The organism is Serratia sp. 121840015-1 (assembly GCF_053627655.1).
Genome location: NZ_JBSEYF010000008.1, coordinates 58,820 through 80,288, shown reverse-complemented (window position 1 = coordinate 80,288; position 21,469 = coordinate 58,820). Strand labels below are relative to the sequence as shown.

Here is a 21,469-nt window from a genome sequence, read left to right as displayed (position 1 = left end):
CTGTAGCCCTTTCAGGGAGGAATACGATGAGCAACCCGATTGTGGCGTGCTGGCCGGGCGCGCTGGCGCCGCGTGAAAAGCTGTTGATGCAGGGGGCGGCGGCGCTGTCAGACGCAGAACTGTTGGCCATTTTTTTGCGTACCGGGCTGCCCGGCGTGCACGTGATGCAGCTGGCGGAGCAGCTGCTGCGCCGGTTCGGCTCGCTTTATCACCTGATGTCGGCCGATCATCAGGCTTTTTGCAGCCAAAAAGGCCTGGGGGACGCCAGCTATACGCAGCTGCAGGCGATTGCCGAGCTGGCGCTGCGCTTCTTTTCCAGCCATTTGTCGCAGGAAAACGCCATGCTCAATCCGCGCGTCACCCAGCATTATCTGCAAAGCCTGCTGGCGCATCGCGAGCGTGAGGTCTTTTTGGTATTGTTTTTAGACAATCAGCACCGGGTTATTCGCCATCAGGAGATGTTTGCTGGTACCATCAGCAGCGTCGTCGTCTACCCGAGAGAAATTGTGCGTGAAGCGTTGAAGGCTAATGCCGCCGCGCTGATTCTCGCGCATAATCACCCTTCGGGTAAGGCTGAACCCAGTCATGCCGACCGTTTGATAACGGAACAGGTGGTGAAAGCCTGTCAGTTATTGGAGATCCGAGTGCTTGATCATTTGGTGATCGGTCGGGGTGAATGCGTCTCTTTTGCCGAGCGCGGATGGCTTTAAGCGATTTTTTCGCGATCCTTGTGGGATCTTTAGCTGTTCGGGACTTGAGCACTTACGCTTCAGAGCGTATACTACGCCACCTTTGAGAATCTTGGGTTTGGCGCAAGAGCCTATCTCAGCAGGTTTCTGACCTGATGTGTGGTTTCTACCTGATGACGAGAGTCTCCTCAGTATGAAGTTTGCTGAGATGGGCTCTAAAAGCCTGACGAGGCGGCCATACCCTATACGAAGCTCGAGCTGATTTGATTTTTGGAGAATAGACATGTCCCGAGTCTGCCAAGTTACTGGCAAGCGCCCGGTGAGCGGTAACAACCGTTCCCACGCAATGAACGCGACCAAACGCCGTTTTCTGCCTAACCTGCACTCACACCGTTTTTGGGTTGAGGCTGAGAAGCGCTTTGTAACTCTGCGTGTATCTGCTAAAGGTATGCGTGTTATCGATAAGAAGGGTATTGAGACGGTTCTGGCCGATCTGCGTGCCCGTGGTGAGAAGTATTAAGGAACTGAATCATGGCTAAAGGTGTTCGCGAGAAGATCAAGCTGGTTTCTTCTGCTGGTACTGGTCACTTCTATACCACCACGAAGAACAAGCGTACTAAGCCGGAAAAATTGGAACTGAAGAAATTCGATCCAGTTGTCCGTCAGCACGTAGTATACAAAGAAGCTAAAATTAAATAATTTTAGTGGATTAATGAAAAACCCGGCCTTGGCCGGGTTTTTTGTTTTATAAAGGGTAGAAAACGTCGGAGGGGAAGCCAGATGCCTGAATTACCGGAAGTTGAGACGAGCAGACGCGGTATAGAGCCTTATCTTGTCGGCCACAGCATTCAGTATGCGGTGGTGCGCAACGCGCGCCTGCGCTGGCCGGTTTCCGAGCAGATCCTGACGCTGAGCGATCGGCCGGTGCTCAGCGTGCAGCGCCGGGCTAAATACCTGCTGATCGAGCTGGAGAACGGTTGGATTATCGTGCACCTGGGCATGTCGGGCAGCTTGCGCATGCTGCGCGAGGAAAACGAAGATGAAGCCGGCAAACACGACCACGTCGATCTGGTGATCAGCAACGGCATGATCCTGCGCTATACCGATCCGCGCCGTTTCGGCGCCTGGCTGTGGTGCGAAGATTTGGCGACCAGCAGCGTGTTGGCGCACCTGGGGCCGGAACCGCTGAGCGAAGCGTTCAACGGCGACTACTTGTATGAAAAATCACGCAATAAGCGCACGTTGATTAAACCGTGGCTGATGGATAACAAGCTGGTGGTCGGGGTCGGCAATATTTACGCCAGCGAATCGCTGTTCAGCGCCGGGATCTTGCCCGATCGTCCGGCGGGATCCTTGAGCAAAGCCGAAGCGGAACTGCTGGTGAAGACCATCAAGGCGGTGTTGCAGCGTTCTATCGAGCAGGGCGGCACGACATTGCGCGACTTTTTGCAGTCGGACGGCAAACCGGGGTATTTCGCACAGGAGCTGCAGGTTTACGGGCGGGCGGGAGAACCGTGCCGCGCGTGCGGCACGCCGATCGAATCCGCCAAGCACGGGCAGCGCAGCACCTTCTTTTGCCGTCGCTGCCAGCGCTGAGCATCACTCGGCGGCGAGCTTCGCCATCAGTGCCTGGGTGACCACGTCAGGCAGGAAAGGTGCGATATCGCCGCCGTGACGGGCGACCTCTTTCACCAGTGAGGAGGAGATGAACGACCACTCTTCGGAAGGCATCAGGAACACGCTTTCCAGCGTCGGCATCAAATGGCGGTTCATGTTCGCCAGCTGCAATTCGTATTCAAAGTCAGACACCGCACGCAGGCCGCGCACCAGGATATTGGCATTTTGGTGAGCGGCGAAGTGCGCCATCAGCTCGCTGAAGCCCAGCACTTCCACATTGTCCAGATGCGAGGTGACCTGCGTCGCCAACGCCACGCGTTCATCCAGGCTGAACAGCGGCTTTTTACTCGGGCTGGCGGCGATGGCCAGAATCACGTGATCGAACATCAGTGACGCGCGCGTCACTAAATCCAGGTGGCCGTTGGTCATGGGATCGAAGGTCCCGGGATAGATGGCTTTGCTGGTCATGATTCACTTCTCTGAGTAGTTGCGGCCCAATGCCCATAATGCGGCATATTTATTGAAGGTATATTGCGCGTTGACCACCGCTAACAGCAACCCCTGTTTGCCATCCAGGAAGCCGGCGCGCAGCAGCCAGGTTTTGACGAAGGCGCCGAGCGTGTGGGTCAGGATAGACAGATAGCCGCAGCGCTTGCCGGCCCGGTGGCGCTGCGTGGCCCACTCTTCGGCGTAGCGCAGCTGTTTGCGCTGGAAGGCGAAGAAGTCGCGGCAGGTCAGGTGCAGCATATCACCGCTGAGGGGGATCACTTTGGCGCCGCCGATGTTCAGCGATTCGTGCACCAGATCGTCGTTATAACGATAGCGTTGGTTGGCGTACAGGCGGTTGACGCGGTCGGGATACCAGCCGCTGTGGCGCATGAAGCGGCCTAGAAACAGGTTGCGCCGCGCACAGCTGTAGACGGCGCCGTCGTCCGGCGCATTCAACACCCGCTCGATGGATTGCCGCAGCTCGGGCGTGACGCGTTCGTCGGCGTCGATCATCAAAACGTAGTCATGGCTGGCATAGCTTTGCGCCAGCTGACGCTGCTTGCCGAACCCTTGCCAGTCGGTGTGCGTGAAGACTTTGGCGCCCAGGCCTTCGGCGACGGCGACGCTGTCGTCCTCGCTGCCGGAGTCCAGCACGATGATTTCATCGGCCCATTCGACCGAACGCAGACAGTCCGGCAACAGCCCGGCTTCGTTTTTGGCGATCATCACCACCGACAGGCTTTTGCGGCTGCTCATTCAGTGACTCCGGGGCGGCAGGTGCGGTTCCAGCAGCTGCAGCAGGCGCTGCAACGCTCCCTGATTCTGATACAACACTTCCACCGCATGGCGGCCGTAGTAGCGCCGGTAGTCTTCGTCGGTCAGCAGGGTTTCCACTTCCTTCACCAGCGAATCCACGTCGGTCACGGTGATCAGGCCTTCGGCCTGCGAGAGCTTGGCGCAGATGTCTTTGAAGTTGAAGGTATGCGGGCCCATCAGCACCGGGATGGCGTGCGCGGCGGCTTCCAGCGGGTTGTGCCCGCCGCGTTCCACCAGACTGCCGCCGACAAAGGCCAGATCGGCGATGCCGTACAGCAGCATCAGCTCGCCCATGGTATCGCCGATCACCACCTGGGTGCTGCCGGACGGGATTTCGCCGCTGCTGCGCAGGGTGTAGCTGAAGCCGGCCTTCTGCACCAGCTCTTTGGCGGTCGGGAAGCGTTCCGGGTGACGCGGCACCAGGATCAGCAGCAGGTCGGGGTGTTTTTCCAGCAGTTTGCGGTGTGCTTCCAGCAGGATGGTTTCTTCACCGTCATGGGTGCTGGTAGCGATCCACACCGGGCGGCGCGGCGCCCATTGGCGACGCAGCGTAACGGCGCGGGCGGCCAGTTCCGGGGTGACGGAGATATCGAACTTCAGGCTGCCGGTTACGGCCAGCTGCGAGCGCTTCAGGCCCAGTTCGATAAACCGATCGCCGTCTTCCTGGTTCTGTGCGGCGATCAGCGTAATGCGGCGCAGCATATCGCGCATGAACCCGCCAATTTTCTTATAGCCGGCGGCGGAGCGGGCCGACAGGCGCGCATTGGCGATCACCAGGGGGATCTGCCGCTGATGCAGCGCGTTAATCAGGTTAGGCCACAGCTCGGTTTCCATGATGATCACCAGCTTGGGATTCACCTGGTCGAGGAAGCGGTTCATGGAACCGGGCAGATCGTAGGGCAGATAGACATGATGTACGTCTTTGCCGAAAGCGGACTGGACGCGTTCTGAACCTGTTGGGGTCATTGTGGTCACAGTTATCGGCAAAGCGGGGTAACGGTGGCGCAGTGCCCGTACCAACGGGATGGCCGCCAGCGTTTCGCCGACGGAGACGGAATGCAGCATGATGCCGCCTGGCACGACTTTCCCGGCGCAGAAGCCATAGCGTTCCGCCCAGCGTTTACGGTAGGCTGGAGCTTTGCGGCTGCGCAGCAGTAAGCGGAGCCAGATCAGGGGTTGGATGAGGTAGAGTAGTACCTGATATAAACGCAGCAACATTCTATCAATTTCATTTATATGGGTTATTCGGAATAGTACCATAACTGGAAGGGAAAGGCGCTAATTTGGTAACCTTGGGTGTCAGTTTCAGACAACCGGCGAGCGATTTCGCCGACAGGCTCGGAATGAAGAATATTTTAATTATTCGCCGCGACAACATCGGCGATCTTGTTTGCACCACGCCTCTGATTGAAGGGGTGAAAATTGCCTATCCGGACGCTAAAGTTTATCTGCTGATCAATAAAGTCAGCCAGGACGTTGTTAAAAACAATCCTCATCTCGAGAAAGTCTTTGTCTATAAAAAGGCCAAGCACAAGGCGAAAAATGAAACGACGTTGGGCGTTTATTTCGAACGCTTGATGATCTTCCTGAAGCTGCGAAAAATAAAGTTCGATGCGGTCATTCTGGCCAACCCGGTGCCTTGCAAATACAGCCTGCGTTTAGCGAAAATGGCCGGCGCCACCCATATCATCGGCGCCGATTTGGGCACGAAAGATATCCATCGCCCGTTCCGCAAGGACGATTTCCACGGTCAACATCAGGTCGAACATACCTACAGCTATTTATCGGCGATAACCGATCAATCCATTCCGATCCCGCCGGTGCGGGTGTTTCTGACGCCTGAAGAGCGGCAATTGGCGGCGCAACGGCTACAGGAGCGTCTGCCGCCGGTCGAACGCGTATGCGCCATGCACATCAGCAGCCGCAGCCCGAAAAGGCGTTGGCCGGTTGAACGCTATGCCGAAATCATCAACCGTCTGGTTGCCGATCCCCACACCGGCGTGCTGATCTTCTGGTCGCCGCAGGGCACGCTGGCGCCGGACGACATCGGCGACCAGCAGCGCGCCGAACAGCTGTTGGCGCTGTGCCAAAACGAACGCGTCGCGCTTTATCCGACGGCCTCGGTGCGCGAGCTGTTGGGTGGGTTCGATTTATGCGACCGGGTGCTGTGCAGCGACGGTGGGCAGATGCATCTTGCCGCCGCGCTGAATAAGGACATGGTGGTGTTCTTTGGCGATACCGATAAAGCCTCCTGGCATCCATGGACCGGCCGTCATCATATTTTGCAGAGTGAGTCGGGGCACTGTGAAGATGTTTCTGTCGATGAGGTTTGGCAGAAAATGCAGGCGCTCAGCTAACGAATAAAATAAGGCAGGTATCCCCTGCCTTATTTATTTCTCTATTATTTTTCTTTCAGCTCAATATATTGACGGCAAATAGGCTCCAGCCCATAACTCAGCAATTGCTGTTGATTTATCTGGGGCGGATTGGCGTAAATTTCCGCCATTTTTTCTGCCAGCGACGCTTCGTTTAATTCCGCCAGCGCGTTAGCCATGCCGGCTTTTTCCAGAATTTCCGCAGGGCCGCCCGGGCAGCGAGTGCTGACCACCGGCGTGCCGCACAGCAGCGATTCCACCAGCACGTTACCAAACCCTTCGCTGTCGGAGCTGAGCACCAGCAGCGAGGCATGGCGAATAAACGGATAAGGATTGGCCTGGAAACCGAGGAAGAGCACGCGCTCTGCGATACCCAGCTCTGTCGCCAGACGTTTGACCTCGGCGACTCTGGCATCATCCCCGGTGCCGATCAAGGCCAGCGGTGCCTGAATGCCCGAGTGCGCATAGGCTTTCAGCAGACGGTCATGTCGTTTGGTCGCGTGAAAGCGGCCGACGTGCACCAGATAGTCCTGACCGGCCAGTTCGCAAGGCGCCACCGCCTGTTGCTGGATGGCGTCGATGTCGAACGGGTTGTTGATGACCGCCAGCCGGCGTGGGCGAATCGGCAAGTTCTGCTGCAGATCGTCGCCAACCGCCCGTGAAACGGCGACGATATTTCTTCCTTGGTAAACGTTGGCGATTTTGCGCTGCTTCAGCCAGCGATCCAGGCCCTTGCGGTGGCCGAGATAGGAGGTGGAGAGAATGCCGTGAATGCAGAACCACAGGCGATCCGCGGCCAGCCGCTTGCTGCGGCTGACGATGCGATCGGTTTTATGCAGATTGGAGAACACCAGATCGAACGCGCCGTGTTGGCGCTCGTGTTCGGCGATTGCCCGATCCAGCGCGGCGGCGCGGCGCGACAGCTCGGTCAGCTTGCGCCAGGGGGCACGGCTGCGATCGGCCACCACCTGATAATCAATGCCTGACGGGATAGGGTAATTGCAGACGTCGCGCAGCGAGATCAGACTGACGTCATGCCCCTGTTGCTGCATGCCCTGGCACAGGGTCAGCACCACTTTTTCCGCGCCGCCTCCCGGCAGGCCGTCGATGATCATCAGAATACGCATAGCTAATCCAGTAACCGGTTATAGAGGGAAATCAGCTGTTCGGACAGATGCGCCGGCGTAGCCGTCATAATGCGCAATCTCGCCGCTTCGCCCATGGATGATCCCAGCGCCTGGCGCGGCAGCGCCCGAATGGCCTCCGTGATGGCCGGTACGTCGAGCGCGTCGGTCACGAAGCCGTTCTGGCCGGGGGTGATAAACTCGGCGCCGCCGCAGGTGGTGCTGGTGATAACCGGCAGGCCGCACGACATCGCTTCCAGAATCACATTCGGGAACGGATCGTACAGCGTCGGCAGGAGCAGCGCGTCCGCGGCCTGATAGAACGGCAAGGTCTGCTTCTGCACGCCCATAAAGTGAACCCGCTCGCCGCAGCCCAGCGACTGTGCCAGCGCTCGATAGCGTTTTTCGGCCTTGTCTTTGCCGACCACCAACAGATGGCTGTCGATCGCCGCCACGGCGCGGATGGCGGCGGCCAGCCCTTTGCGCTCGAAACCGGAGCCGACGAAGATCAGGCAGTGCGCCCGTTGTGGGATCTGATACTGCTCGCGCAGACGTTGGCGCAGGGCCTCGTCGGCGGGCGGGAATTTTTGATTGTCGATGGCGTTATAGATCACCGTGATTTTGTCGGCGGGCACGCCAAAGTCGGCGATGATTTCCTGCTTGATCATCTCGGCGTTGCAGATGACGGCTTTCAGCTCCGGCGCGGCGTACATGGCGCGTTCGGCGCACATCACATAGCGGTGATAGCGATTGGAGAACAGCCATTTGCGGCGCCATTCCGGCAGCAGACGCGCACGCTGCAGCAACCAGCGGCGGTGTACGCCGTCGCCGGCGCGGTAGATGTCGCAGCCGGGAATGCGCTCGTGGCTTTGCACCAGATCGAAACGCTCTTTCTGCCACAGCGCCCTGGCTGCCACGGCGAAGCCTCGCTCGCGGCTGATGCGGCCGAGTTTTAACGGGTTGCACAGGTGGATATGCCAGTTGGGATTGGCGTCACCCTGCCATTCGCGGGTGATGACGTTCAGATCGAGATCCTGTTGCTCCAGCGCCTCCAGGGCGCGGGAAACGAAACGTTCGGCCCCGCCGTCCGGGCGGTATTTTTGGCGAACGATCGCCAAACGAAATGCTTTCATGCCAGCGTGCTCCGCGCGGCTGCAATCACCGCGTCTGTAGGAATAAGGTCGAGATACCGTTCGTCGGTGCCGGTATCAATGGCGTCCGGATCGGGCAGTTCGCCGAAGTCGCCGGCCCAGATCACGGCGCCGGTAGCCTGCCATGGCCGCCAGAAAGTCAGCTTGGAAGGGCCGAACAGCGCCACACACGGCGTTTGCAGCGCGGCGGCCATGTGCATCGGCACCGAATCCACGCCGATAAACAGCTTGGCGTGGTCGATCAGGGCGGCCAGCTGGCGCAGCGTCAGCTGGCCGGCCAACGAGATCACGCCCTGCGGCGGGCAGAGCGCCAAAATGCGTTCTACCATGGCTTGTTCTCTGGCGTCGGGGCCGGAGGTGATCACCAACTGATGGCCATCGGCCTGCAAGGCGGCGAGGGTGGCGGCCATTTTCTCTTCGCTCCAGCATTTGAAGAACCAGCGCGAGGTGGGCTGCACCACAATATAACTGCCGGCGACGCCCTGTTTCTGCAACCGTTGCTCACAGGCCTGCCAATCCTGCGGATCGTAACTCATGGTCACATGATCACTGAGCGCGGGCAGGTTCAGCGGCGCCAGCAGCGAGAGATTTTGTTCGACGGTATGCAGGTGGGCGTGATTGTCGACCGGCACCAGCTGCGTGTGGCAGTGGCGCCACAGGAAGCCGCGGCGTTTGGGGAAATCGAAGCCCAGACGAATGCGCGCGCCGGTCAGGCGCGTGATAATGGCGCTGCGCCACTGATCGGCCAGGTTGACCACCAGATCGTAGCGCTGCGCCTTCAGGCGGCGCAGCAGCGCCAGCTCGTGCCCCAGATGCGCGCGGGTGCCCTGTTTTTTCCATTGGCGGTCGATGGCGAACAGCGTCGATAGTTCCGGATTGCTGGCCAGCATCTCCTGCGTTTCCTGATACAGCAGCACATCGATCTGCGCCTGCGGGTAGTTTTGCCGCAGGCTGCTGATGACCGGCGTGACCAGCAGCATATCGCCGTGATGGCGCAGTTTTATGATCAAAATACGCTGTACGGATGGGGCGGAAGTTGGGGCTGGCGCGTCGTTCATCATGAGTCGCTTTCTGGGAAACCAATCTTTGATTCTAAATGACCCGATCGCATGTGGCTACTGTTGCAAGGTTTTCTTGCCGGGCCGCAAAAAAATCGTCGGGCCGGGGACGAATGCGCTTCAACGTTGTCCAAACCAGGCAGCAAAGTCGTTTGCCCTGGCGAAACGGCCTGCGTAACATAGTGCATTCTGTTGATATCAGGCTCGATATTCATGACTAAACCGGCGTTTCTCATCACCATTGATACCGAAGGCGATAATCTGTGGCAAAACCACGATCGCATCGCGACCGAAAACACGCGTTTCTTGCCGCGCTTTCAGGCATTGTGCGAAAAATACGCCTTCAAACCGGTTTATCTCACCAACTATGAAATGGCGATGGATCCGGCTTACGTCGAGTTCGCGCGCGACGTGATCGCCCGCGGCGCGGGAGAAGTGGGCATGCACCTGCACGCCTGGAACAGCCCGCCGCTGACGCCGCTCACCGACGACGACTGGCGCCACAAGCCTTATTTGATCGAGTATCCCGCCGATCAGATCCGCGCCAAGGTCGATCACATGACCAAGCTGCTGGAAGATGCCTTCCAGACCAAAATGCTCAGCCATCGCGCCGGCCGCTGGGCGTTCAACGAATATTATGCCTCGCTGCTGCTGGAATACGGCTATCAGGTGGACTGTTCGGTGACGCCGCGGGTCAACTGGCAGTTTTCGCCGGGCAACCCGCAGGGTAACGGCGGTACGGACTATAGTCGGTTCCCGTCGCAGGCCTATTTCATCGATCCGCAGAATATCGCCAGGCCGGGCGCTTCGTCGCTGCTGGAAGTGCCGATGAGTATCCAGTATAAGCACTCCGCATTCGTTAATGCATTCAAGCAAGGGTACGATCGGCTGCGTGGCAAACGGCGCCCGACATCAGTCTATTGGTTGCGGCCAAGCGGCAGCAACCTGGATCTGATGAAAACTGTAGCTGAAGCATCGTTTTCTCAAGGTAATGATTTTGTTGAGTTTATGCTGCACTCCTCCGAATTTATGCCGGGCGGCAGCCCGACGTTCAAAACCGAGCAGGATATCGAAGGGCTGTACCGCGATCTGGAGCAGCTGTTTGACTGGCTGCAGCAGCGTACGGTGGGCATGACGCTGGCCGAGTATTATCAACTTAAAGCGAACTAAGCACGCACATGTCGAAGAAATGGAAAATCAAGGTTGCCGACTGGTTCTTGCGGCGCTATACGGCGAAGTACGGCCGTTTTCAGGACAAGGCGACGTTCGACGGCGCCCAGCAGTTTGACAATATCGTCATCTATTCCACCACGGCGTTGGGCGACTTCATGTTCAACACGCCGGCATTGAGGGCGATGAGGGAACGCTACCCCAATGCGCACATCACGCTGGTGGTGCACAAGAAAAACCGCGAGCTGGTGGAAAACGGCCGTTATTACGATCGCGTGGTGTATTGGGACAGCAAGATCAAGACGATACGCCCATTGCTGAAATCGCTGCGCGAACATCAGCCGGATTTGGCGCTGATTCTGCACTCCCACCTGCCTTATGACATCATCAGCGCCGTACTGGCCGGGGCGAAGTACATTATCAGGGATAACTACAGCTCGGGCATTTGCGGGCTGGAGCCTTGGCTGACCAACTATATCTTCCATTATTACGGCCACTTTGTACGCCGCAAACTGGAGCTGATTTCCATCTTAGGCTGCCGCAGCGACGATCCGACGATGGAAATTCCCGTGGATTATCAGCGCGGCGTCAAAAGCAGCGAGCATCCCACCATCGGTTTTCAGCTGGGGGCGTCAACAGAGTCGCGTTGCTGGCCGGTTTCGCACTATGCGCGGCTGGCCGATGAGCTGGTGGCGAAGCACCCCAATGTGCGCATCGTGCTGATTGGCGCACCGTTCGACGACGGCAAGGCCAAACAGTTTATGAGCCTGATCGGCCCGCAAACGCAGGCCTGCGTGGATAACCAGATCGGTAAAACGGGACTGCAAGGCTTGCTGACGTTGATCGACAGTTTCCATGTTCTGGTCACCGGCGATACCGGGCCGCTGCATCTGGCGGTGGCGTTGAAGGTGAAAACCATCAGCCTGTTCGTGACCGCCGACTCACGCTCCACCGGCCCGATTCAGGATGCTGAACTGCACCGCATCATTCAGGTGTCGCGTACTGGCTATACGATGCCGCTGGAGGCGGAAAGCCCGATGGGGGTCATCCAGCCGCAGCGGATTTATGAGGAGCTGGTCGCGCACGTGCCTTTAGCGCGCTGAGGGAGCGACGACGCATCGGCCGCCCGGCCGATGCGGTTAGCGCGGCTTGCGCCCGCGCAGCTTCGAAAGAAAGGTATCCACTCGCGCATAGCGCATCTGGCGGACTTTTTTGCCCGGCACGTCGCTGTTGCGGCAGATATCGGCGGCGCGGCGCAGGATGTGCAGCGTTGCCGGCGCGTAATGATAATAGCCGTACACCGCCTTCGACATGCTTTTCACCTCGGAAAAGCAGTTGGCCAGCATCAGGGCGGCCAACCGGCGCAGCGGCTCATCCCCGGGATGCTGCGCCACAAAACGCAGCATCTTCTCCATGGCGAACAGCAGATCTTCAATATCTTTGGGTTTGATATTGCGAGTGATGCCTTGGCTGTTATCCTGATAGAAATAGAGCTCGCAGTCCAGATGGGCGATGCGGCGGGTTTTGAAATACTGAAAAGGCGTGAAAATCACGTCTTCATAGCGCCTGCCGTCTTCGAACGTTTCCCCTTCCAGCAGCGTGCGTTTATACACGCGGCTCCAGAGATGCCACATCGAGCGTGCGAACAGCGGTTGCAGGCAGCTGAGCCCCAACTGTGAAAAGTCGTAGGCTACGGGCTGCGCCGCGCGGTTATCCGGCGTCGGCGGTTGTTCGGTGAACTTCTGATAATTAAAGTCGATCAGGTCATATTCACCGGTGGTAAGCAGGGGCCGCAGGATTGCCAGATAGTCGTCGCTCAGCAGATCGTCGCCGTCGAGGAAGGTGAGATAGCGGCCGGTGGCCAGCCGTAAGCCGACATTGCGGGCGTGCGCAATGCCGCCGTTGGGCTGTGAAGTAAAGACCACGCGCGGGTGCCGCCGCTGCGCCAGATATTGGCTGACCAGCGCGCCGGAGGCGTCGGTGGAGCCATCGTCGATGATCAGCACCTCGATATCGTCGCTAATCTGCGCAAATAACGAATCCAGCGCAGCGATAACGAACGCTTCATTATTATAAAACGGCACGATAACGCTGAGCAGCGGCTCCTGAGGATTCACGGGGTGGGCTCCTGAACAGGGGGCTGTTTCGTGACGGAAAGAACGGCGGCGATCAGCGCCAGGCAGAACATGGCGGTGCCTTCCGTGCTGAAGAAGATGACGTCGCTCAGGCCGTAAACGAACAGGCTGACGCTAACGCTCAGCAGCAGCGCGTTGCGCTGTGGCCGGAACGAAGAGAAGAACAGACAGACATAGAGCGCCAGCAGCAGCAGTACGCCCCAGACGCCCTTGAGCGAGTAGGTTTCCAGCAGCTCGTTGTGCAGGTGGACGTTGATGTAGGGCATGACGCCAGACAGGCGAGGTTGCTGTGCGACCATTGCACGGATCTCTTCGCCGCGCTGTTCGGCGGATTGGCCCCAAGGGGCTTGTGAACCGGTGCGCCATGCCAGCGTTTGCATCGACAGCCGTGAAATGATCGAGTTTTCAGTCTGTGGCTGATCCATCAGACGCATATCGGTCTCAAAGGCCTGAATGCGTTCTTCTATCTGCGGTTTAAACACCAGGCCGCAGGCTACGAGCAGCAGCGGTACCGAGGCCACCAACGCGAGTTTGTGTTTCCTGGAAACCAGCTGCTTGGTCGCCAGCAGCGACAGGCAGACCGCTACCGGGTAGACCAACATGGCCGCGCGCGTGCCGGTGAGCACCAGTGCAGAGAAGGACAGCAGGAATGCCGCAATGTACAACACCAGGCGGTAGCGGGTGCGTAGCATCAGGATGGCTTGCATCATGACCAGATCGATGGCGGTCATCAGGTAGGCGGCGACCGTGGCGCGATCGAAGTTGAGCTCTACGCGAGGAATATCCAGACGCAGCCCCTGATAGAGGGAATAACCGTTGATCGCCAGGCCGGTGGCGAGAGCTACAACGATCAGCAGGCGCTGCACGCACAACCGCTCATTGAGTGCGATCAGCAAGATGAAGGCGGTCGCGAGCTGCAGTTTGCCGGTCGACATATAAGAGCGATAAATATTGATGTACTCACCCGGCTGTTTGAAGTGATGCATCCAGAGGATGGTTCCCATGCCCACGCTGAACATCAGCGCGGGCAGCAGCAGATTTCTCGCGTTGCTGAAGTAGTAGCGCGGGTACAGGCAAACGGCGATAAAGGCGATGTAGCTGGAAACGTAAAACAGATTGCGTCCGGTCGCGGAACCGAAAGGGATGGTGCAAAAAGCGATGGCGCACCCCAGATAGATCAGATAGCTGAAGGCAGGGTGCGGCGTTCTGTGTTTTAGCATCGGGCGTGTTTTCCGGCTCACGTTTCAATTAAGCGATAAAGGATCGCAGCGTGTCGTCGAACTCAGCTTTGAACTGAGCATAGTTGAAATGTTCCGCAGGATAGCGCTGCGCATTTCGGCTCAGAGTCTGGTAGGTTTCGCGCGCCAGCAATTTCTCAACCGCATCCGCACAGTCGAGATGCGACAGCAGCTTGGGCGCGACCAGGCTGTCGGTCAACGGATCGTAGACCTCATGCGGGAAGTCGACCTCGATATTGGTGAGCTGCCGGTGTTGTTCGACGGTGACCGACGGCGTCAGGCCAATGCCGCAGACGCCGTCCTTGACCGCTTCCGGCTGGCCGTCAACCTGCGGGAAAATGACCGGCACGCCGAAATAGAGCGATTCCATGCAGGACAAGCCGAACGGCTCGGTGATCGGCGTGCTCATGTAGATGTGCGTGCGATTGAAGAAGCCGGCGACGTCATCCTGATAACCGCTGAAGGTGACGCGGTCGCCGAGCTGAAGCCGGGCCGCCAGCGCCTCGAACGCCGCGCGATCCGGCCCTTTGCCGGCCACTTCCAGCGTGACGTCATGCCCGCGCCGCAGCAGTTCCTGCATCATTAATAATGAAACGCTGATGCCTTTCAGGCTGACCAGGCGTGAAGCGGTGCCGATCCTGACCGGCTGCGACAGCGTTTTCGGCGCAGTGTCGATCCCCGCCGGCGTCTTGATGCGGTTGATCACCACGTGATTTGGGCAAGGCAGATTAAAACGCAGCTCCATCACCCGCTTCGACGCGTGCGAGGCGGAAATGACGCCGTCCAGCATGGCGAAGAAACTCAGCGTCTTTTTATTCTTGGGGTAACGCCAGGAGCAGCCGTGATCGTAGTAAACCAGTTTGCCGCGTTTGGGTTTGGCCGCCAGCCCCGGCACCAGGTCCCAGACGATCACCACGTCGGCGTTCGCCCGCTCGATTTTCCACTTCAGCAAAAATTTGCGCAGGAACTGCGGGCAGCGTAACGGCAGCGCATTGATCAGGCGGTTGGCGAAGGTGACGGGCTGATGCGCAGGCAGCTGGCGGCGGATCTCTTCGCCAATGTCGCCGCTGATGCACAAGACCTGGTTGCTGCCGTCGGTGGTATCGTTGATGTACTGCAGGAACAGGCGTTCGACGCCGCCCATTTTACCCAGGTTGATAATATGCAGTTTTTTCATGCTATAACCTTTTGCAACGCCTGCCATGCCGTATCGGCGTCGATTGTCGCCATGCTTTTTTCCGGCGAAATCAGCGAGTGCTGATTTTGCCCGTAGCCGCCGATCAGGCCGGGATCGGTCGGCCCGAACAGCGTGATGTTGGGTTTGTCGAGCGCGGCGGTCAAATGGCTGAGCCCGGTGTCGACCGAGACCACGCCCTTGGCGCCGGCCAGCACCTCGGCCACCTGCTGCAGGCTGAGCTTCGGCAGCACTTCGACATGTGAAAAACCTTCCGCCAACCGCAGCGCGCGCTGATGTTCATGCTCTGCGCCCCACGGCAGTTTGATCTTCAGCCCGCTGTCGGCCGTCAGCGCGATCAGCTCGCGCCAGTTCTGCTCCGGCCAGTGCTTGTCGTCACGCGTCGTCGCGTGCAGAAACACCAAATACTGCCCGGCATCGGCCGGCGGGCGGCTGAGAAAGCGCGCGGCGATGGCGTAATCGCCGTAGCTGCCCGGTTTGTCGTAACCGAGGCTTTTGGCGAACAGCTCACGGGTGCGTTCCACCGCGTGCTGCTGTTTGTCTATCTCATGGCGCACGTTGTAGAACCAGCTGGCGAACGGCTCGCGCGCGCTCTTGCAGTCCGGGCCATGTTTGTTGCCTTTGGCGATGCGCGTGATCAGCGCGGCGCTTTTGATCAGGCCCTGAGCGTCGATCACCACGTCGTAACGGCGTTCTTGCAGCGCGCGCTTGAAGTCGCAGCGCTGTTGCCGGGTGTCGTTGCCGAACCAGTTCTTGCGCCAGCGGCGAATGGCCACCGGGATCACGCGATCCACCGCCGGGTGCCAGGTGGGGATTTGGCTGAAGCCTTCTTCCACTACCCAGTCGAAGCGGATATCGGGAATGGCCTGCAGCGCGTCGGTCAGGGCGGGCAGCGTATGCAGCACGTCCCCCATCGAGGAGGTTTTTACGATTAACACCTGCATGACTATTCCTCGCTGGCGACAAGTAACGGCGTCAGCGCGTCCAACACTTGCTGCGGCTGAATATCGATCAAACTTTGGTGGTACCCCTGCTCGGCATCGCCCTTACGCACCTTGTGGTAGCCGCTGATCAAGCGAATGACCCGCGCCTTGTCGGAGAGCGGCGGCGTGAAGTCGGGGCTGCTTGGGCCGTACAAGGCTATCAGCGGTTTGTTCAACGCTGCGGCAACGTGCATTAAGCCCGAGTCGTTGCTGACCACTGCCCGGCAGGCCGCGATCAGGATCACCGCCTGCTCCAGCTGGGTTTTTCCGGCCAGGTTAAGGCAGAAATCGCGCGCGTCTTCCTGCAGCGCGGCGCGGATCTGTTCGCCGGCCTCGTGGTCTTTCGCCGAACCGAACAGCGCTATTTGATAGCCGCTCTCGATCAGCCGCTGAGCCAGTGCCGCGTAGTGATAGTGCGGCCAGCGTTTGGCGGGGCCGAACTCTGCGCCCGGGCAGAAGCCGACGATCGGTCGGCTGCCGGTCAGGTTGAACGCTGCGGTGGTGTCGGCGATTTCTTCGTCGCTCACCTGCAGCTGCGGCCACAGCAGCGGCTGCGGCAGATCGTCGGCGCGCTGAATGCGGCCTTTATCATAGGCCAGCGCCACGTAGCGCTGCACCATCAGCGGGAAGGCCGCCTTGTCGAGCACGCGGACGTCGTTCAGCAGGCCGTAACGCATTTCGCCCCGCCAGCCGGTACGCTGCGGGATATCGGCAAAGAAAGGCACCAGCGCGGATTTGAACGAGTTGGGTAGAACGTAAGCGCGATCGTAACGGTTGGCGCGCAGGGCCCGCCCCAGGCGGCGACGCTCGCCGAGCCCCAGCGCGCCGTGGCCCAGCGGCATCGCCAGCGCCTGATTGACTTCCGGCATGCGCGCCAGCAGCGGGCGGCACCAGGCCGGCGCCATCACATCGATCTCCGCCGACGGGTATTCGGCCTTCAGGGTGCGATAGAGACTTTGCGACATCATCATGTCGCCAACCCAAGAAGGGCCGATAACCAGTATTTTCATACCCAGCGTTAATTCCTTCAGCTTATGCGGTGCGGTTCAACCAGGCCATGTACTCTTTCACGCCTTCGGCGACCGTTTTGAACGGTGCGTCGTAGCCGGCGGCGCGCAGCTTGGTCAGATCGGCCTGGGTGTAAGCCTGATAGCGGCCCTTCAGCTTCTCCGGGAACTCGATGTATTCCACCGCGCCCTTCTGGTGGAAGTCCACCACCGCGTCGGCCACCGCCTGGAAGGTTTCCGCCCGGCCGGTGCCGCAGTTGAAGATGCCGGATTTGCCGGTTTCCCAGAACCACAGGTTAACCGCCGCTACGTCGCCGACGTAGATGAAGTCACGCTTGAAGTTTTCGCTGCCGGCGAACAGCTTCGGGTTTTCGCCGCGGTTGATCTGGGTATTCAGGTGGAAGGCGACGCTGGCCATGCTGCCTTTGTGGCCTTCGCGCGGGCCGTAAACGTTGAAGTAGCGGAAGCCGCAGATCTGCGAGTCCGCTTCCGGCAGAATCTCGCGCACGTACTGGTCGAACAGGAATTTGGAGTAGCCGTACACGTTGAGCGGCGCTTCATACTCCCGCTCTTCGATGAACTCTTCGCGGCCGCCGTAAGTGGCGGCGGAGGAGGCGTACAGGAACGGGATTTCGCGATCCAGGCAGTAGTGCAGCAGGTCTTTGGAGTACTGATAGTTATTGTCCATCATGTACTTGCCGTCCCACTCGGTGGTCGCGGAGCAGGCGCCTTCGTGGAAGACCGCTTCGATATCGCCCAGATCGTCGCCGGCCACGATGCTGGCGACAAAGTCTTCTTTATCGATATAGTCAGCGATGTCCAGATCGACCAGGTTGACGAACTTGGTGCCGTCTTTCAGGTTATCCACCACCAGGATATCGCGATATCCCTTGTCGTTCAGTGCCTTAATGATGTTGCTGCCGATCATGCCGGCGCCGCCTGTGACGATAATCATTGGGTTACCCCTGCTAAGCTGCTGGTGGAGCACAATGCCCCACGCTCAATGGCGGTTATCATAGCATTTCATGCCGCGGCAAACAGCGGAAGGGCTCCGAATATCCCGCATTGCCATTGAAGCCCGCCTTTTGCCGTGATATCTGCTGCAATTTTAATATTCTCTCCCGCGCATTCTCGTCAGTTTGGTTACAAATCAGTAAAATATGCCGCAAATAGCCCAATCCTGGAGATAACCGAATGTCAGCGTCTTTTTATCAGCAGTTGGAACAACAGCTTGCCGCCACTCGCAGTGAAGGGCTGTTCAAGGAAGAACGCATCATCACCTCCGCGCAACAGGCGGATATCGCCGTTGCCGACGGCAGCCATGTGATCAACTTCTGCGCCAATAACTACCTGGGTTTGGCCAATCATCCGGCGCTGATCGCCGCCGCCAAGTCGGGAATGGACAGCCACGGTTTCGGCATGGCGTCGGTGCGCTTCATCTGCGGCACCCAGGACAGCCACAAGCAGCTGGAACAGAAACTGGCGGCTTTCTTGGGCATGGAGGACGCGATCCTGTACTCCTCCTGCTTCGACGCCAACGGCGGGCTGTTCGAAACCCTGCTGGGCCCGGAAGACGCCATTATCTCCGATGCGCTGAACCACGCGTCGATCATCGACGGCGTGCGCCTGTGCAAGGCCAAGCGCTATCGCTACGCCAATAACGACATGACCGAGCTGGCCGCACAGCTGAAGCAGGCCAAAGCCGACGGCGCGCGTCACATCCTGATCGCCACCGACGGCGTATTCTCGATGGACGGCGTGATCGCCAACCTGAAAGGGGTCTGCGATCTGGCGGACGAGTATCAGGCGCTGGTGATGGTGGATGACTCCCACGCGGTGGGCTTTGTCGGCGCCAACGGGCGTGGCACCCATGAATACTGCGAAGTGATGGGCCGCGTCGATATCATTACCGGTACGTTAGGCAAAGCGCTGGGCGGCGCGTCCGGCGGCTACACCGCCGCCAAGAAAGAAGTGGTGGAGTGGCTGCGCCAGCGTTCGCGCCCGTACCTGTTCTCCAACTCGCTGGCGCCGGCGATCGTCGCCGCGTCGATCAAAGTGCTGGAACTGCTGGAAGAGGGCGACGCCCTGCGCGATCGCCTGTGGGCCAACGCGCGTCTGTTCCGCGAAAAAATGACCGCCGCCGGCTTCACATTGGCCGGTGCCGATCACGCCATCATCCCGGTCATGCTGGGTGAGGCGAAGCTGGCGCAGGAATTCGCCAATGCGTTGCTCAAGGAAGGCATCTATGTGACCGGTTTCTTCTATCCGGTGGTGCCGAAAGGCCAGGCGCGCATCCGCACCCAGATGTCCGCCGACCACACCCCGGAGCAAATCGAACGCGCAGTGGCGGCGTTTACACGTATCGGTAAGGATCTTGGCGTTATTGCATAAGGTAAAACCATGAAAGCACTGTCAAAACTGAAAGCGGAAGAAGGGATTTGGATGACCGACGTGCCTCAGCCGGAGCTGGGCCACAACGACATCATGATCAAAATCCGCAAAACCGCGATCTGCGGCACCGATGTGCATATCTACAATTGGGACGAGTGGTCGCAAAAAACCATTCCGGTTCCGATGGTGGTCGGCCATGAATACGTGGGCGAAGTGGTGGCGATCGGTCAGGAAGTCAAAGGTTTCAGCATTGGCGATCGCGTGTCCGGCGAAGGCCATATCACCTGCGGCCACTGCCGCAACTGCCGCGGCGGCCGCACGCACCTGTGCCGCAACACCGTCGGCGTGGGCGTGAACCGTCCGGGCAGCTTCGCGGAATACCTGGTGATCCCGGCGTTCAACGCCTTCAAGATCCCGGATAACATCTCCGACGAACTGGCTTCGATCTTCGATCCGTTCGGCAATGCGGTGCACACCGCGCTGTCGTTCGATCTGGTCGGTGAAGACGTGCTGGTCTCCGGCGCAGGCCCGATCGGCATCATGGCGGCGGCGGTGTGCAAACACGTCGGCGCCCGTCATGTGGTGATCACCGACGTTAACGAATACCGTCTGGAACTGGCGCGCAAGATGGGCGTGACCCGCGCGGTGAACGTCAGCAAGGAAAACCTCAACGACGTGATGGCCGAGCTGGGCATGACCGAAGGGTTCGACGTCGGTCTGGAAATGTCCGGCGCGCCGCCGGCGTTCCGCACGCTGCTCAATGCGATGAACCACGGCGGGCGTATCGCCATGCTGGGCATTCCGCCTTCGGACATGTCGATCGACTGGAACCAGGTTATCTTCAAAGGGCTGTTTATCAAAGGGATTTACGGCCGCGAAATGTTCGAAACCTGGTACAAGATGGCGGCGCTGATCCAGTCCGGCTTGGATTTGACCCCGATCATCACCCACCGCTTCTCGATCGACGAGTTCCAGCAGGGCTTCGACGCCATGCGCTCCGGCAAGTCGGGTAAAGTGGTGCTGAGCTGGGATTGATCCCGGCAAACGTGAAAAGGGCCGGAATTCCGGCCCTTTTTTTATGCTTGCGGTTTGGCTTGCGTCCAGTGCTGCCAATGACGCTTGATGAAGGTCACCGGCGGCGAGCTGGCGATGCTGTCGGCGATGATGCCCAGTGCGGTACCGGCGTTGGTTTTTTCCTTCGGCGGTTTGACCTTGCACTGCTTGATGCCGCCGCTGAACGGGTTCTTCGGCTGCGGTTTTTGCGGTTTGACCGGCGGCGGGACGTAGCTGCCGCCAGCGTTGCCCTGCGGTTCGTTCAGCAGCGCGCTCGGTTTGACCAGCACGATATCGGCGGGCAGCGATGGCAGCATCTGCTGCAGCACCTTTACCGTCGCCGGGCGCGGGTGGCCGATGGCGATGGCGGAGCCGTTGCGCCGCGCCAATTCGACCGCACGGTTGAACTGGCGGCGGATGTCGGCTTCGTTCGCGGTATCGTCGAGAAACACCTTGCGTTTGATCACTTTCACGCCGGTGCCGGCCGCGGCGCGGGTCGCCTGGCTGCTGCCGATGGTCATGCTGTCGAGGAAGTACAGGCGGTAGCTTTCGAGCGCCTGCATCACTTTCTGCATGCCCGGCAGGCTGGAGGTCATGGCGCTGCCCATGTGGTTGTTCATGCCGACCGCGTAGGGCACGTTGTTCACCGCATTGCGGATGATGCGCTGGATCTCGTCGCTGCTCATGGAAGGCTGCAGGGTATCGCGCTCCAGCGGCTGCTTGCTGAGCGGCGCCATCGGCATGTGGATCAAGACTTCGCGGCCCTGGCTGTGGGCGCGGGTGGCCATCAGGCGGGCATGCGGCGCGTTGGGCAACACCGCGACCGAGATCGCCGTCGGCATTTGCAGCACCGCGTTTTCTTCGTGAGGGCGGTAGCCCACGTCATCGATGACGATGGAGAGTTTTCCTGCCTGCGCAGCGTAAACCTGCAGCAGACAGCCTATTAACAGAGCTGTTCGGGTTTTGACATAGCGCAAA

At 59.3% G+C, this 21,469-nt stretch carries 22 protein-coding genes; 9 read left to right on the top strand and 13 right to left on the bottom strand.

Annotated elements, in window-relative coordinates; all coding sequences use genetic code 11:
- Window positions 1-26: 26 nt before the first annotated feature.
- The 4 genes from radC to mutM all read left to right on the top strand — a co-directional run bounded on the left by radC (window position 27) and on the right by mutM (window position 2,285).
- Window positions 27-710: a RadC family protein gene (gene radC, locus ACUXAC_RS24575; protein WP_025304698.1), complete on the top strand. Its 684-nt coding sequence runs from the start codon at window positions 27-29 to the stop codon at window positions 708-710.
- Window positions 711-972: 262 nt separating this feature from the next.
- Window positions 973-1,209 carry a 50S ribosomal protein L28 gene (gene rpmB, locus ACUXAC_RS24570; RefSeq protein WP_004931195.1) on the top strand — a complete coding sequence of 79 codons (237 nt, stop codon included), beginning with the start codon at window positions 973-975 and terminating at the stop codon, window positions 1,207-1,209.
- Between the two features lie 11 nt (window positions 1,210-1,220).
- Window positions 1,221-1,388: a 50S ribosomal protein L33 gene (rpmG, locus tag ACUXAC_RS24565; RefSeq protein WP_002442576.1), complete on the top strand. Its 168-nt coding sequence runs from the start codon at window positions 1,221-1,223 to the stop codon at window positions 1,386-1,388.
- A gap of 81 nt (window positions 1,389-1,469) precedes the next feature.
- Window positions 1,470-2,285, top strand: coding sequence for a bifunctional DNA-formamidopyrimidine glycosylase/DNA-(apurinic or apyrimidinic site) lyase (gene mutM / locus ACUXAC_RS24560; protein WP_004931185.1), 816 nt, complete (start codon window positions 1,470-1,472; stop codon window positions 2,283-2,285).
- Window positions 2,286-2,288: 3 nt separating this feature from the next.
- Here mutM and coaD read toward each other — a convergent pair whose 3' ends face one another.
- From coaD to waaA, 3 genes are read right to left on the bottom strand one after another with little or no spacing between them, the layout of a single operon-like run.
- Entirely contained in the window at window positions 2,289-2,774 is a 486-nt protein-coding gene (gene coaD, locus ACUXAC_RS24555; RefSeq protein WP_004931181.1) for a pantetheine-phosphate adenylyltransferase, read from the bottom strand.
- A 3-nt stretch (window positions 2,775-2,777) separates the two neighbouring features.
- Window positions 2,778-3,551, bottom strand: coding sequence for a glycosyltransferase family 2 protein (locus ACUXAC_RS24550; protein WP_038872579.1), 774 nt, complete (start codon window positions 3,549-3,551; stop codon window positions 2,778-2,780).
- On the bottom strand, window positions 3,552-4,829 hold the full coding sequence (gene waaA / locus ACUXAC_RS24545; RefSeq protein WP_025304695.1) for a lipid IV(A) 3-deoxy-D-manno-octulosonic acid transferase: 1,278 nt from the start codon (window positions 4,827-4,829) through the stop codon (window positions 3,552-3,554).
- Between the two features lie 125 nt (window positions 4,830-4,954).
- Here waaA and ACUXAC_RS24540 point away from each other — a divergent pair, with 125 nt between their 5' ends.
- A complete protein-coding gene (locus tag ACUXAC_RS24540; protein ID WP_319857886.1) occupies window positions 4,955-5,968 on the top strand; it encodes a glycosyltransferase family 9 protein in 1,014 nt (337 codons plus the stop codon).
- Window positions 5,969-6,012: 44 nt separating this feature from the next.
- Here ACUXAC_RS24540 and ACUXAC_RS24535 read toward each other — a convergent pair whose 3' ends face one another.
- The 3 genes from ACUXAC_RS24535 to rfaQ are packed head-to-tail and all read right to left on the bottom strand — an operon-like array spanning window position 6,013 to window position 9,322.
- Window positions 6,013-7,113: a glycosyltransferase gene (locus ACUXAC_RS24535; protein WP_213873720.1), complete on the bottom strand. Its 1,101-nt coding sequence runs from the start codon at window positions 7,111-7,113 to the stop codon at window positions 6,013-6,015.
- A gap of 2 nt (window positions 7,114-7,115) precedes the next feature.
- Window positions 7,116-8,243, bottom strand: a complete 1,128-nt coding sequence (locus tag ACUXAC_RS24530) for a glycosyltransferase family 4 protein (protein ID WP_142110687.1) — start codon at window positions 8,241-8,243, stop codon at window positions 7,116-7,118.
- Window positions 8,240-9,322, bottom strand: a complete 1,083-nt coding sequence (rfaQ, locus tag ACUXAC_RS24525; RefSeq protein WP_147840659.1) for a putative lipopolysaccharide heptosyltransferase III — start codon at window positions 9,320-9,322, stop codon at window positions 8,240-8,242. Before rfaQ ends, ACUXAC_RS24530 begins: the two co-directional genes overlap by 4 nt.
- Window positions 9,323-9,532: 210 nt before the next feature.
- Between rfaQ and ACUXAC_RS24520 the strand changes: the two genes are divergently transcribed.
- Together ACUXAC_RS24520 and ACUXAC_RS24515 are read left to right on the top strand one after the other, a co-directional pair.
- Complete coding sequence (locus ACUXAC_RS24520; protein WP_100397021.1) at window positions 9,533-10,489, top strand: polysaccharide deacetylase family protein; 957 nt, start codon at window positions 9,533-9,535, stop codon at window positions 10,487-10,489.
- An 8-nt stretch (window positions 10,490-10,497) separates the two neighbouring features.
- Window positions 10,498-11,592: a glycosyltransferase family 9 protein gene (locus ACUXAC_RS24515; RefSeq protein WP_060424994.1), complete on the top strand. Its 1,095-nt coding sequence runs from the start codon at window positions 10,498-10,500 to the stop codon at window positions 11,590-11,592.
- A 36-nt stretch (window positions 11,593-11,628) separates the two neighbouring features.
- Here ACUXAC_RS24515 and ACUXAC_RS24510 read toward each other — a convergent pair whose 3' ends face one another.
- The 6 genes from ACUXAC_RS24510 to rfaD are packed head-to-tail and all read right to left on the bottom strand — an operon-like array spanning window position 11,629 to window position 18,002.
- Window positions 11,629-12,606 carry a glycosyltransferase family 2 protein gene (locus ACUXAC_RS24510; RefSeq protein ID WP_421115359.1) on the bottom strand — a complete coding sequence of 326 codons (978 nt, stop codon included), beginning with the start codon at window positions 12,604-12,606 and terminating at the stop codon, window positions 11,629-11,631.
- Window positions 12,603-13,844: an O-antigen ligase family protein gene (locus ACUXAC_RS24505; RefSeq protein WP_060441454.1), complete on the bottom strand. Its 1,242-nt coding sequence runs from the start codon at window positions 13,842-13,844 to the stop codon at window positions 12,603-12,605. The genes ACUXAC_RS24510 and ACUXAC_RS24505 overlap by 4 nt, the downstream gene beginning before the upstream one ends.
- 28 nt (window positions 13,845-13,872) lie before the next feature.
- The gene (locus ACUXAC_RS24500) at window positions 13,873-15,039 is read right to left on the bottom strand and encodes a glycosyltransferase (RefSeq protein WP_060441455.1); all 1,167 of its coding nucleotides are present in this window, start codon (window positions 15,037-15,039) and stop codon (window positions 13,873-13,875) included.
- Complete coding sequence (rfaC, locus tag ACUXAC_RS24495) at window positions 15,036-16,001, bottom strand: lipopolysaccharide heptosyltransferase RfaC (protein ID WP_047729607.1); 966 nt, start codon at window positions 15,999-16,001, stop codon at window positions 15,036-15,038. Before rfaC ends, ACUXAC_RS24500 begins: the two co-directional genes overlap by 4 nt.
- Window positions 16,002-16,003: 2 nt before the next feature.
- Window positions 16,004-17,050, bottom strand: coding sequence for an ADP-heptose--LPS heptosyltransferase RfaF (gene rfaF / locus ACUXAC_RS24490; RefSeq protein WP_047729608.1), 1,047 nt, complete (start codon window positions 17,048-17,050; stop codon window positions 16,004-16,006).
- A gap of 22 nt (window positions 17,051-17,072) precedes the next feature.
- Complete coding sequence (gene rfaD / locus ACUXAC_RS24485; RefSeq protein ID WP_047729609.1) at window positions 17,073-18,002, bottom strand: ADP-glyceromanno-heptose 6-epimerase; 930 nt, start codon at window positions 18,000-18,002, stop codon at window positions 17,073-17,075.
- Window positions 18,003-18,241: 239 nt separating this feature from the next.
- Here rfaD and kbl point away from each other — a divergent pair, with 239 nt between their 5' ends.
- Together kbl and tdh are read left to right on the top strand one after the other, a co-directional pair.
- Window positions 18,242-19,438, top strand: coding sequence for a glycine C-acetyltransferase (kbl, locus tag ACUXAC_RS24480; protein WP_004931154.1), 1,197 nt, complete (start codon window positions 18,242-18,244; stop codon window positions 19,436-19,438).
- A gap of 9 nt (window positions 19,439-19,447) precedes the next feature.
- The gene (gene tdh, locus ACUXAC_RS24475; protein ID WP_025304682.1) at window positions 19,448-20,473 is read left to right on the top strand and encodes an L-threonine 3-dehydrogenase; all 1,026 of its coding nucleotides are present in this window, start codon (window positions 19,448-19,450) and stop codon (window positions 20,471-20,473) included.
- Between the two features lie 41 nt (window positions 20,474-20,514).
- Here tdh and ACUXAC_RS24470 read toward each other — a convergent pair whose 3' ends face one another.
- Complete coding sequence (locus ACUXAC_RS24470) at window positions 20,515-21,468, bottom strand: divergent polysaccharide deacetylase family protein (protein WP_047573306.1); 954 nt, start codon at window positions 21,466-21,468, stop codon at window positions 20,515-20,517.
- Window position 21,469: the final 1 nt, after the last annotated feature.